This is a genomic window from Lewinella cohaerens DSM 23179 (assembly GCF_000379805.1).
GTDB classification, from domain to species: Bacteria; Bacteroidota; Bacteroidia; order Chitinophagales; family Saprospiraceae; genus Lewinella; species Lewinella cohaerens.
This window is the reverse complement of the sequence record NZ_KB903558.1, coordinates 45,418-57,327: the sequence shown is the minus strand read 5'-3', so window position 1 is coordinate 57,327 and position 11,910 is coordinate 45,418. Positions and strand designations below refer to the sequence as shown.

13 protein-coding genes are annotated in these 11,910 nt (G+C 43.5%); 12 read left to right on the top strand and 1 reads right to left on the bottom strand.

Annotation, left to right across the window (positions count from 1 at the left end):
* Window positions 1–147 (bottom strand): DUF4372 domain-containing protein (locus A3EU_RS35580; RefSeq protein WP_020537459.1); only part of this gene is annotated, 147 nt, incomplete at its 3' end.
* A 254-nt stretch (window positions 148–401) separates the two neighbouring features.
* Here A3EU_RS35580 and A3EU_RS0120270 point away from each other — a divergent pair.
* The 12 genes from A3EU_RS0120270 (at window position 402) to A3EU_RS33110 (ending at window position 11,745) form a co-directional block, all read left to right on the top strand.
* On the top strand, window positions 402–1,502 hold the full coding sequence (locus A3EU_RS0120270) for a hypothetical protein (RefSeq protein ID WP_020538031.1): 1,101 nt from the start codon (window positions 402–404) through the stop codon (window positions 1,500–1,502).
* Window positions 1,499–2,629 carry a hypothetical protein gene (locus A3EU_RS0120265; protein WP_020538030.1) on the top strand — a complete coding sequence of 377 codons (1,131 nt, stop codon included), beginning with the start codon at window positions 1,499–1,501 and terminating at the stop codon, window positions 2,627–2,629. The genes A3EU_RS0120270 and A3EU_RS0120265 overlap by 4 nt, the downstream gene beginning before the upstream one ends.
* A gap of 78 nt (window positions 2,630–2,707) precedes the next feature.
* Window positions 2,708–3,856 (top strand): glycosyltransferase, encoded by a 1,149-nt coding sequence (locus A3EU_RS0120260; RefSeq protein WP_020538029.1) that lies wholly within the window; start codon window positions 2,708–2,710, stop codon window positions 3,854–3,856.
* Complete coding sequence (locus A3EU_RS0120255) at window positions 3,853–5,034, top strand: glycosyltransferase (protein WP_020538028.1); 1,182 nt, start codon at window positions 3,853–3,855, stop codon at window positions 5,032–5,034. The genes A3EU_RS0120260 and A3EU_RS0120255 overlap by 4 nt, the downstream gene beginning before the upstream one ends.
* Window positions 5,035–5,112: 78 nt before the next feature.
* Complete coding sequence (locus A3EU_RS0120245; protein ID WP_026211492.1) at window positions 5,113–6,141, top strand: NAD-dependent epimerase/dehydratase family protein; 1,029 nt, start codon at window positions 5,113–5,115, stop codon at window positions 6,139–6,141.
* A complete protein-coding gene (locus A3EU_RS0120240; protein ID WP_020538026.1) occupies window positions 6,134–7,273 on the top strand; it encodes a glycosyltransferase family 4 protein in 1,140 nt (379 codons plus the stop codon). Before A3EU_RS0120245 ends, A3EU_RS0120240 begins: the two co-directional genes overlap by 8 nt.
* Window positions 7,273–7,884 carry a sugar transferase gene (locus tag A3EU_RS0120235; protein WP_020538025.1) on the top strand — a complete coding sequence of 204 codons (612 nt, stop codon included), beginning with the start codon at window positions 7,273–7,275 and terminating at the stop codon, window positions 7,882–7,884. The genes A3EU_RS0120240 and A3EU_RS0120235 overlap by 1 nt, the downstream gene beginning before the upstream one ends.
* Window positions 7,885–8,126: 242 nt before the next feature.
* On the top strand, window positions 8,127–8,351 hold the full coding sequence (locus tag A3EU_RS0120230; RefSeq protein WP_020538024.1) for an acyl carrier protein: 225 nt from the start codon (window positions 8,127–8,129) through the stop codon (window positions 8,349–8,351).
* Between the two features lie 124 nt (window positions 8,352–8,475).
* The gene (locus tag A3EU_RS0120225) at window positions 8,476–9,537 is read left to right on the top strand and encodes a 3-oxoacyl-ACP synthase III family protein (protein ID WP_020538023.1); all 1,062 of its coding nucleotides are present in this window, start codon (window positions 8,476–8,478) and stop codon (window positions 9,535–9,537) included.
* Entirely contained in the window at window positions 9,538–10,302 is a 765-nt protein-coding gene (locus tag A3EU_RS0120220; RefSeq protein WP_020538022.1) for an SDR family NAD(P)-dependent oxidoreductase, read from the top strand. It begins immediately after the preceding gene.
* Window positions 10,303–10,311: 9 nt separating this feature from the next.
* Window positions 10,312–10,965 (top strand): acetyltransferase, encoded by a 654-nt coding sequence (locus A3EU_RS0120215; protein ID WP_020538021.1) that lies wholly within the window; start codon window positions 10,312–10,314, stop codon window positions 10,963–10,965.
* Between the two features lie 6 nt (window positions 10,966–10,971).
* Entirely contained in the window at window positions 10,972–11,745 is a 774-nt protein-coding gene (locus tag A3EU_RS33110; protein WP_020538020.1) for a YdcF family protein, read from the top strand.
* Window positions 11,746–11,910: the final 165 nt, after the last annotated feature.

Here is an 11,910-nt window from a genome sequence, read left to right as displayed (position 1 = left end):
CTGGCCAAAGCTCATACACAAAAACTGATGCCAGCAGGTGAAATTGCGAACTCGATAATTACCGCCGTACTTGTCAACATACTTGGTAAACTCTTTGTGATTGATCAAACTCATCAACTGCGCAAAGACATATTTACCTCGATTCATTAGCTACCCTCTTTTGGGCGCTAATTTGGCCTTCTTCGCAGGCGATTCAAATCGTTTCCGAAGAAAACCGTTGTAACTTATTGATAAACAGAAACCTTATGAAGGTTCCTTGTTTTTTAACCGGACACTACTGATTCCTAGTATGAATAAAGTTTTATTTCAAAGTACACATCTGCAATACATTTTTTCAAATTAATAACATTTTCACCTAAGTGGAATTGTTGATAGAAGCCTCCTAGGCAAAACTAGCATATATGAGCCTACTGAAACACCTCAGTAATAATGTTGGCAAATCTATCAAGGCCAAGATAATAGTCATCGAATCTGACGACTGGGGAAGTATTCGTATGCCAAGTAATAAAATCCGAGAATCACTTGAGCGAAAGGGTTTTGACTTAGGCAAAGGAGAAGAACGTTATCGCTATTCCCTATATGACACATTGGCCAGTAAGGATGATTTTGAGCAATTGTTTAACACTTTAACAGCTTTCAAAGATTCCAAGGGAAAATATCCCGTATTTACTGCGATGGCTTTGGTCGCTAATCCTGATTTTGAGGGTATTGCTAAATCTAATTTTACGCAATACTTTTATGAGCCGATGCTGAAAACGCTAGAAAGATATGGTATTGAAAATGCTTTCGATTATTGGAGGGAAGGTTTTCAAGAGCACTTGTTCGTTCCTGAATTTCATGGTCGTGAACATTTGAATATCACCTCTTGGATACGCAAGCTGAAGGCTGAGGATAAACCAACCGTAGCTGCTTTTGAATCCCAAATGTGGGCGGTAAATACCTCGTTAGCCTTGGATTATCAAGCTGCTTTTGATTTAGAGGAAACTTCAGATTTGGAAATGCAACATGACGTAATAAGCAGCGGTCTAAAGCTGTTTGAGCAACTGTTTAATAGGAGAGCCCGATTTTTTGTCCCCCCAAATGGCCCGATAAATAATGCCTTGTTTAAAACGGCGAAAGCAAACGGTATCGAATATATATCTTCTCCAAAATTACAAAAGGAAGTATTTGGGAATGGGAAAACAAAAAACCGCTTCCACTGGCTTGGGAAAACTAATCGCTTCGGTCAACTTACGATAACAAGGAATTGCTTTTTTGAACCAAGTGACCGATCAAAGGACTGGGTCGCTTCTTGCCTATATGATATTGAAATGGCGTTCAGGTATAACAAACCTGCCGTAATTAGTTCCCATCGCGTCAATTATATTGGCGGTTTAGCTGTTCATAACCGGGATCATGGGCTTAAGGAACTTGATCGTTTACTTAAAACCATATTAAAAAAGTGGCCTAGTTTGGAGTTTATGACATCTACGGAACTTGGATACCTTATAGCAAACAAATGAAGCTATTCAGAGAGTTAAAACGTTGGGTGCTTGATTTGCCTTCTTGGCGGACTCATAATCCAATATTAACTATCGAGTCAGACGACTGGGGGAGTATCCGGATGAGTTCAAGCCAAGCAAGGGATGCACTAAAGAGTCTTGGGCATACTATAGAAGCTAATCCATACCAACTTTACGATGGTTTGGAAACTAATGAAGATATAGATAGGCTACAGGAGGTTTTAAGAGAAGTTTCCGGCATAAGTGGTCTTGGTGCAGTATTTACTTTGAATTATTGTGCCGCTAATCCTGATTTCGAAAAAATAGAAGAAGCTAATTTTAAAAGGTATTTCCGCGAACCGTTTCACCAAACTTATCAGACATATAGCAAGAGTCAAGATGTCATAGAAAAGGTGAAAAATGGTGTACATGGAGAAGTGTTTGAAGTACAGTTTCATGGAGCTGAACACTTGAATGTAAACCGTTGGATGAGGGCTTTACAAAAAGGAGATAAACAAACTCGAGAAGCTTTTTATGAAGGAATTTTCAGTCCTGCAATAGCATCATCCACAGGCTATACCATGGAGTATATGGATGCCTTGGACTATGATAATCGTAGCGAAATAACACAACAAATACAAAGCTTGAATGAAGGCTTAAATATCTTCCGAGAGGTTTGGGGAGAGTCGCCTCAATCGTTTATTGCCCCTTGTTACCGCTGGGGTAAACCCATTGAAGATTTCTTAGCAGCAAACTCAATATACTTTATACAGGGGCAACGAGCCCAATTACATCCAAAGAACGAACCCGGCTTTTCACAACGAAAAATTTACCGATATACAGGTCAAAAAAATAAGTTAGGTCAAATTTATTCGGTACGCAATGTGATTTTTGAACCTTCTCTTTACGGACAAAAGCAAGCTCTAATAATGGCAAAACAGCAGATTCGTTATGCATTTAAATGGAAGCTGCCCGCTATTGTTTCCTCTCATCGTATCAATTATACAAGCCGTCTAGATCAAACAAATCGGGAGAGTAGTTTAGCTGCACTCAAAGAATTACTGCACTGGGTAAAGAATGAATATACTGATGTAGCGTTTTTAGGTAGTTCTGCATTGAGTGAGAGGATTAAAAAGACAAAACGTTAGCGAGGGATATTGAGGTCTAACCAATTTTGTTCTTTGACATTATCATAGTGTTGGATTTTGTTTAAATGATAACCTAGTATGCTTTTAAAGAATAATAAAAGAATCCTTATACTTATTCCATCGTTAGTTGGAGGTGGAGCTGAAAGGGCTTTGCTGAATTTGTTGAACTTATTAGACCTTAAGCAATATTCAATTGATTTAGCAGTAGTGTCCTATAGAGGAATATATACTAATCAGATACCTTCTGAAGTTAACGTTATTCCTATGTTTAAAAATGACCTGTTAGTTCGTTTTTTGGCCTACTTGCAAAAGCGGATAGGTTGGACTTTCTGGTTTAAATATGTTGTGCGAAAAAAACTAAATAGAGATTACGAACTATCAATTAGCTATATCGACGGTAATTTTACCAATTTGATTTTGATGATGCGTAGTCCAGGAAATAAAGTATCCTGGGTTCATTCTTCATATGAATCATATTCTAATTTTTCGAAATTTTACCAGAATAATCGCTACAAGACTAAACTTATTAATAATCGATATCAGAAATTAGACGCTATTGTTTTTGTATCTCAGGATAGTAAAAAAGAGTTTATTAATGTCTTTGGCGAATTCCCCAAAATGCCAGTCGTTTACAATATTGTTAATGAAAAAAATATCTTAGCACAGAAAAATGCCTTTGAAGTAGAAAAATCATCCATTATCACATTTGTGACTATAGGTAGTTTGTATCCCGTTAAGGCTTATGACAAACTAATACATGCGTCAAAGCTACTGGTTGATAAAGGTTTAAAGTTCAAAGTCCAAATACTCGGGAAAGGATTTCTTGAAAGAGAATTAAAGGCTTTAGTAAGTTCATTAGGATTGGAGAAAACAATTGATTTTGTAGGCTTTAAGCCTAACCCATATCCGTATCTTGATGCATCTGATATATTTATTATGACTTCAAAATCAGAAGCTTTACCAGTTTCATTAATGGAGGCTATGATATTAGGTAAACCTATTATTGTCACCAATTGCAGTGGGTGTAGAGAGTTAGTTGGAAATGGTAAATTCGGACAAATGGCTGAACAAACAAATAAGTCGATTGCTGATAAAATGGAATTCTTAATCCAAAAGAAAGAGGATTTAGGTTATTACTCTGATTTGTCTAAAAGAGGGGCGTCTCTTTTTAAAGATGATATAGTATTGAAAAAAAATATTTCAATACTAGAGTGCAATTTTGAATGAAAATACTCCAAATCAACACAACCATCAACACTGGCAGCACCGGGCGAATAGCAGAAGGCATTGGGGCAGTGCTTTTGGATAGCGGACACGAATCCTACATCGCCTATGGCCGCAACGGGAATCCAAGCCAGTCTAAAGAGATTAAAATTGGAAACGCGCTAGACAACTATCTGCACGGCGCTAAAACGCTCTTGTTCGACAGGCATGGATTTGGTTCTACACGCGCAACGCAAGCATTGGTACAGCAGTTGGAAGAAATCCAACCAGATGCCATTGGCTTGCATAATCTGCATGGGTATTACTTAAATATAGAAGTCCTCTTCAACTACTTAAAAGAAAGAGAAATACCAATCGTGTGGACACTCTTTGATTGCTGGGCATTCACTGGGCATTGTACGTACTATGATAGTATTGCCTGCAATAAGTGGCTAACAGAATGCCATGCTTGTCCTAAAATAGATAAATATCCTCGTAGTTTGGGAGTCGATCAATCGAGTCGAAATTTTCGGGATAAAAAGCGTTTGTTTCAACTTCCTCAGAACCTTCATTTAGTAGTTCATTCTCAGTGGTTATTGAATCAAGTCAAACAATCTTTTTTACAAGAGCTACCCGTACACCACATTTACAATGGCACTGACTTGAAGGTCTTTCAACCACAACAAAACAAAACAGACCAACTTGTTCTAGGCGTAGCAAGCACTTGGGACGAGCGAAAAGGTTTAGCTGATTTCATCCGCCTCCGCAAGGTATTGTCGGAAGACTACAGCATTGTACTAATTGGCTTAAGCCCAGCACAAATCGAACAATTGCCACCGGGAATAACGGGAATTGCGCGGACAGAAAGCGTGGAAGAACTTGCGAAGTGGTACAGCAAAGCCCTGTGCTTCGTAAATCCCACTTATCAGGATAATTTCCCTACGACCAATATCGAGGCCTTAGCTTGTGGTACGCCTGTGGTAACCTATGATACGGGAGGAAGTCCTGAAGCTGCAGACGATGAAACAGGAAAAGTGGTACAAAAGGGAGACATTGCTGGTTTGAAAGAAGCTATCCTCTCTATCAAGAATAAAAATAAGGAAGCACTGTCTAAAGCTTGCCGTCTTCGAGCAGAAGTTTGTTTTGACCAAAAAGAACGATATCGTGAGTATATTGATCTTTATGAAAAATTGGTGTTTTGACATTGACATGGAGAAGACTGAAAGCTTGGAAATCATCAAAATAATTCCTCAAAATCTAAAATGAAAAATAATTTTCTAATGAAAAGAGCACTTGTATTAGGCGGTGGCGGCTTTATCGGCGGCCACTTAGCTCACCGTTTAAAGAACGAAGGGTTTTGGGTTCGTTCGGTTGATATCAAAGAAGCGCACGAATTCTGGAACCACGAGGAGATGTGCAACGAATACCTATGTGCAGATTTGCGTGACCCTGTAAAAGTAAAGGAAGTGATGTCGGTTCAAGAGGGCGGCGAAATGCACCCTTTTGACGAGGTCTATCAATTAGCTGCCGACATGGGTGGCGCTGGTTATATTTTTACGGGTGATAATGATGCAAATGTCATGCACAATTCGGCCATGATCAACCTTAATGTGGCTTATGAGGCCAGCAGGCAGGGGGCCAAAAGAGTGTTTTACTCTTCCTCCGCTTGTATGTACCCGGAGCGCAATCAGGTGGATCCCAATAACCCTAATTGTGTAGAAGATTCTGCTTATCCTGCTGCCCCCGATTCAGAGTATGGCTGGGAAAAGTTGTTTTCTGAACGGCTCTTTCTTGCATTCAATCGCAACTACAAGCTGGATGTTCGCGTAGCGCGGTTCCACAATATTTTTGGGCCCATGGGCACCTGGACGGGTGGCAAGGAAAAAGCACCGGCTGCGATGTGTCGCAAGGTAGCAGAAACCGATGAAGGCGGAAGCATAGAGGTATGGGGGACAGGGCAGCAAACACGTTCCTTCTTGTATATTGATGATTGCCTTGAAGCTGTATTGCGTTTTATGCGGCAAGATGACTTTCTGGGGCCCGTCAATATTGGCTCGGAAGAAATGGTGACCATCAATCAGCTGGCACAAATGACCATCGATATTTCAGGTAAGGACCTAAGTATTGATAATATTGAAGGAGAAGAATTCAAAACTAAGTATGGCTTTGCCTGCCCCATTGGTGTGATGGGCCGGAATTCTGACAATACCCTTTATGAAGAAAAAATGGGTTGGGCGGTTGCTATGCCACTCATTGATGGGATGAAAAAAACATTTGATTGGATCAATCAAGAGGTTAAAAATGCCTAGTGGCCCAACCGATACGGTTGTCATATTGGACCAAGCTTCCGGCTATCTGCAAATAGATATGCTGGAAGCTTACGCCTCAAAGTATGCTCATCGAGTAATCATCGCAGGTTCGATTGTCGAAAGGGGAAACCCGTTGCCTGCTGATGTGAAATGGCATAAAATAACTCCTTACAACCGTGATACGGCTTTCAAGAGAATCTGGACCTGGTTGTCAGCGTCGCTCTCCATGTTCTGGATCGTCTTGTTCCGGTATCGTAATGCTCATATTGTTGCTATCACCAATCCACCTTTTACGCCATTTATCCCTTGGCTGGCAGGCTGTAGCTTTGATATCCTTATTTACGATATGTATCCGGATGCACTGGTTCACTACGGCTATACCAAACCTTCGGGTGCCATTTACCGGATTTGGTCAGACCTCAACCGGAGGGCATTCAAGAAGGCACGTAAAATTTTTACGCTGACGGAAGGCATGAAGCGTTTAGCCGCGCAGTATGTTGCTGATGAAAGTCAGATAGAGATTGTGCCACTATGGAGCGAAGCCTCTGATTTCAATTTTATCAAAAAAGAGGATAATCTGATCCTGAAGATCACCCATAGCCTGGGCAAGTTTGTCTTGGTGTATTCCGGCAATTTAGGGCTAACACATCCCGTTGAAAAACTGGTGGAATTAGGGCAGTACCTGGACCCTGAAAAGTTTGCCATTGTTATCATTGGTGGCGGTGCAAAGCAGAAGACATTGGACAACCTACTCAAGGAAAAAGGATTCAGTCATGTACATCTGCTTCCGTGGCAACCCATCGAGAACCTGTCTCATAACCTGTATGCTGCTGACATCAACGTGGTAACGCTGGATAGTCAGGCCAGTGACTTAAGTATTCCAAGTAAGACCTTTAATATTTTATCTATTGGTAATCCTGTGCTAGGTATTTGTTCTAAAAACTCTGGCTTATCAGCGTTAATTACCCAATATGATTGTGGTCTTACATCTCGCGGAGATAATCTGGAGGAATTAGCACAACAATTAATCCGTTTAGAAGCAAATAGAACGGAATTGAATCGCCTAAAAGAGAATAGCCTATTAGCTAGTTCTCAATTTACTAAAGAGAATGCAAAGGTGTTTTTGAGATAATGTACGTTCGTCTATTTAAACCAATTTTAGAAACCATCTTGGCTCTGGTTGTACTCTTGTTGGCATCACCAATATTCGTTTTCATTTACTTAGCGCTACTCATAGCCAATAGAGGTAGCGTATTTTTTACACAACCAAGACCAGGAAAGCACGAGCGAGTATTCAACGTCATCAAGTTCAAAACCATGAACGACAAAAAGGATGCCAGCGGTAAATTGTTACCAGACGCAAAAAGGCTCACGAAAATAGGCCGCTTCATCCGCACCACCTCCCTCGACGAAATCCCTCAGCTCCTCAACGTCATCAAAGGCGATATGAGCCTCATCGGCCCCCGCCCGCTACTGGTCAGGTACCTGGAGCGGTATACGCCCGAACAGGCCCGCCGCCATGAGGTTCGTCCCGGTATCACCGGCTGGGCGCAAGTCAACGGCCGCAACGCCATCTCCTGGGAGAAAAAATTCGAGCTGGATGTTTACTACGTAGACCATCTCAGCTTCTCTTTTGATCTGAAAATCCTCTGGCTCACCGCCCAAAAAGTACTCCGCCGCGAAGGCATCAGCTCCGGCACCAGCGCCACAGTGGAAGAGTTTAAAGGAAGCATCAAAACCTAAAAAACCTCCATGCTCCCGTGTCTCATTTCGTAGCCACAAAAACACCAATGCACAAAAAAGCAAAAAAACTTTCGTGTCATTCCGTGTTTCCGTGCTTTAGTGGCTAAAAAAAACCTCCGTGCCCCCGTGCCTCCGTGGCAAAACCTCTGAGTCCTGGTGGCAACCCAAAAAAATCTTTCGTGTAATTCCGTGTTTTAGTGCCTTAGTGGCTAAAAAAACCTCTGCGCGACAAATAATTCATTATGCAAGATAAATTCATCGAAGCCTTCAAAGAGGCCCTGGAATTAGAAAACGAGGTCAACCTCAGCGACCAATTCCGCGATTACGACGAGTGGGATTCCCTCGCTCGCTTATCTCTCATCGCCATGCTTGACGACGAGTTTGAACTCCAAATCGAAAATGCACAATTCGAAAAACTAGAAACCGTTGAAGATCTCTTAAACGCTGTAAAAAAAGCAAGCGCTTAGCTAAAGGAGGTAGTGTCGCCTCAAGTCAGCCCCAATACCAAGTACCCAATACCCCGTACTAAGTACCAAGTAAGGTTTGACACATTAACCTACTGGCAAAAATCTCTAAAACCTTACATCAAACATGGCTGAACTCCGTTTTCAAAATATAGGCATTAGTGGATTAGCAGCGGCAGTACCTGCTAACACCATTGACAACTACGCCTACACCGAGCATTTTCCGGCAGAAGACGTCCGCGAGATTGTAGAAAAAACAGGCATAAAGGAGCGCCGCTTTGCAGAGCCTCACCAGTGTGCTTCCGACTTCTGTTTTGCAGCGGCGGATCGTTTGTTGAATGACCTTTCGGTCGACCGGTCGGAGATTGACTTACTGATCTTTGTTTCCCAAACACCTGATTATCGGATGCCCGCAACTGCGGTTATCTTGCAAGACCGCTTGGGCTTGGATAAATCAACCGCTGCTTTTGATCTGAATTTGGGCTGTTCTGCTTTCATTTACGGCTTGTCCGTGGTATACAGTTTTATGCAACAGGGGGCTTTTCGCAAAGCACTCCTCCTGGATGGAGAAACACGTTCCAGGGTGTATTCTCCTAAAGATCGAAAAACGGGTTTCTTGTTTGGCGATGGCGGCGTCGCAGCCTTAATAGAAAAGGGAGATCATTTTGGCGAAAGCTTTTTCTCGCTGCATTCCGATGGCTCCCGAGAATCGCTGATCAAAATTGACGCGGGCGGTTATCGCAACCCCAGCAACGCGGAGACCGTCAAGGAAAAAGTAGTTGATGAATACGGTAATATGCGTTCCGACGAACAGGCCTATATGAACGGCGCCGATGTCTTTAATTTTGTATTACGGGAAATACCGAAAACAGTGAAAAACATCCTGGCCACTGCTGGTCTGGAGCGGGAACAGGTCGACTTTTTTGTGTTTCATCAAGCCAATAGCTACATGAACTCCTACCTTGCCAAAAAGATGAAGGTAGACCCCGAAAAAGTCCCTGTGTCGCTGGATAAATTTGGCAATACCTCTTCTGTTTCTATTCCGCTAACCATTGTATCGGAGTTGCAAGGAGTATTGCCTTCGGCCAAAAAGGTGTTGCTCTGCGGTTTTGGCGTAGGGTTATCTTGGGCTGCCAGCATTTTGAGCTTGGAGCAGTGCTATTTGAGTGAACTGATAGAAGTAGAATAAGTGGAGCATCCATTCCATCTTCAGGGCAAGAACATTCTGATCACCGGAGCTTCTTCGGGCATTGGGAGGCAGTGCGCGATAAGTTGCAGCGCTTTAGGTGCCAACCTGATCCTTTTTGGTCGCAACATGGAAGCTCTCAATGCTACAGAATTGGCCTGTCATCCAGCGGTAAAAAAGTACCGGGTATCTGTAGATATGCAAGCCCATGAAGCAATGGCTAATGCCGTAAGAGAAAGTGTCGGCGCCCTCGGGAAAATCGATGGGGTTATTCATTGTGCAGGGATTTCTACAACTTTACCACTGCGTATGATTCGACCAGATAAACTCAGGACCTACCTGGAAGTTAATGTCATAGGCGCCATAGAGCTCACTCGTTTGTTAGTTAAGCCTGCTCACTTTGCCAAAACAGGGGGAAGCATCGTCTTTATCAGTTCGGTCATGGCACAGGTAGGGGAGAGAGGTAAAACAATTTATAGTATTACTAAAGGAGCGGTGGAAGCTGGCGTCCGGTCGCTGGCATTGGAACTAGCAGGCAAGCACATTCGTGTAAATGGGGTAGCGCCCGGCGTGGTAGAGACACCGATGTCGGAACAAGCGGCTTATAGCCAAAATACAGAAGCACTGGAACGTATTACAGCTATGCATCCTTTAGGCTTGGGCCAAACCACCGATGTCGCTAATGGCTGCATCTATTTGCTAAGTGATGCATCTCGCTGGGTGACGGGCACAACTTTAACGATCGATGGCGGTTATACCGCTCATTAAAAACCTATCATGGAAAACATTATTATCATCGGAGCTGGCGGGCACGCTGCCGAGCTACGAGACTATATCCGCCATTACAATCAGGCTGTAGGCAGGGAAGAAATTGAAGTGGTCGGCTTTCTCGATGACAATGCCGAGAACCATGCACACTACGGTTTTGCAGAGCCTTTCTTGGGCGACATCCAGAACCACGAAGTGCGCAATGATGTCGCTTATTTGATGGGGATCGCCAATTTGAAGTACCGGCGAGGTTTGATAGAAAAAATTCAAGCTGGTGGCGGTCGGTTTATTGGCCTGATCCACCCTACCGCACTGGTATCCCCTTCCGCAGAAATAGGAGAGGGGACGGTTGTTTCTCATAATGCTTCCGTAGGTCCCAAGGTGAAAATAGGGAAGTTCAATATGCTCAATTCCCGCTGCACCGTTGGGCATGATACCATTCTGGGCGATTATAATTTTATCAGTCCTAAGGTCGCCCTTTCGGGGAATACCAAAATAGGAAACGAAAACATGATCGGCACCAATGCCTCCACCATTCCCGGTGCCCAAATCGGTAACAATAACACAGTAGGAGCTGGGATGATCGTCTACAAAAGGATCAGTGATAATGAAACAGTGTTTTTTCGTTTTAAAGAACGGATTGTGATCAAGGAAAAGGAGTAATACTTCATGCTCCGCCTCCTCACCGCCCCTTTCCTCGACCCCCTCCTTCATTTTTATCTCGCAGCCTTCATCGCTGCGCTTTTATATTGGCGGGGAAAGCATCAGTTGGCAAAAATCACCGCTATCTACAGTGTTTTTTGGCTACTGCTGGTCAGTGCTTCACCACTGCCGAAATTCTTGGCAGAGAATCGGGAAAGTCGATACACACAGCTTGATGATGACATTATCAATGAGCTTGAAAAACAAGCCGTCAACATCCTCGTCCTCGGTGCAGGCCACAGCAATGCCCCAGGATTTACCGTCCACGATCGTCTTTCCGAACCCGCCTTAAAGCGTCTGTTAGAGGGCGTACGCATCAAACAGCAATTGCCACAAGCCAAACTGATTTGTTCCGGTTATTCCGCATCGGGCCGCCAACCACAAGCTGAGGTTTTGGCAGAGATGGCCCTTCAATTGGGCGTTGCTCCTCAGGATACCCTTTTGCAGCCTACTGCCCATAATACCGAAGCAGAAGCACTTGCTTATCGCCAACGTTTTTCGGACACCATTCCCCTGGTTTTAGTGACATCGGCATTGCATATACCGAGGGCCCTATATTGGTTTCGCCATCATGGCCTTGACCCCATCCCCGCACCGACTAATCACTTGGTCATGCCGGACCCCGGCTACGAATCCTTTGCCTTCAAACCTAGCACCCGTAAAATAGACATCAGCGCCAAGCTCCTCCATGAATACGCCGGTATGGTCCACGCCTGGTTCAAAGTCGGAGATCAGAAGTAGGAATTCGGAAGTGTTAGCTCCTTTCTAGGGAGGGGTTGGGCAAAAGTTAATCACCCCTAAAATCGCTCCCAAAATTCTCCCTCCGCGAGGGAGATGTCCACAGGACAGAGGGAGCCCAGCCCATAAACCCGTAGTAAATCACCCCCTAAAATTACGACACTTCAC

Coding starts and splice junctions, on each gene's coding strand:
- A3EU_RS0120225 (WP_020538023.1), top strand. CDS start 8,476: ATGGCTGAACTCCGTTTTCAAAATATAGGCATTAGTGGATTAGCAGCG.
- A3EU_RS0120240 (WP_020538026.1), top strand. CDS start 6,134: ATGCCTAGTGGCCCAACCGATACGGTTGTCATATTGGACCAAGCTTCC.
- A3EU_RS0120265 (WP_020538030.1), top strand. CDS start 1,499: ATGAAGCTATTCAGAGAGTTAAAACGTTGGGTGCTTGATTTGCCTTCT.
- A3EU_RS0120270 (WP_020538031.1), top strand. CDS start 402: ATGAGCCTACTGAAACACCTCAGTAATAATGTTGGCAAATCTATCAAG.
- A3EU_RS0120260 (WP_020538029.1), top strand. CDS start 2,708: ATGCTTTTAAAGAATAATAAAAGAATCCTTATACTTATTCCATCGTTA.
- A3EU_RS0120215 (WP_020538021.1), top strand. CDS start 10,312: ATGGAAAACATTATTATCATCGGAGCTGGCGGGCACGCTGCCGAGCTA.
- A3EU_RS0120230 (WP_020538024.1), top strand. CDS start 8,127: ATGCAAGATAAATTCATCGAAGCCTTCAAAGAGGCCCTGGAATTAGAA.
- A3EU_RS0120245 (WP_026211492.1), top strand. CDS start 5,113: ATGAAAAGAGCACTTGTATTAGGCGGTGGCGGCTTTATCGGCGGCCAC.
- A3EU_RS0120235 (WP_020538025.1), top strand. CDS start 7,273: ATGTACGTTCGTCTATTTAAACCAATTTTAGAAACCATCTTGGCTCTG.
- A3EU_RS33110 (WP_020538020.1), top strand. CDS start 10,972: ATGCTCCGCCTCCTCACCGCCCCTTTCCTCGACCCCCTCCTTCATTTT.
- A3EU_RS0120255 (WP_020538028.1), top strand. CDS start 3,853: ATGAAAATACTCCAAATCAACACAACCATCAACACTGGCAGCACCGGG.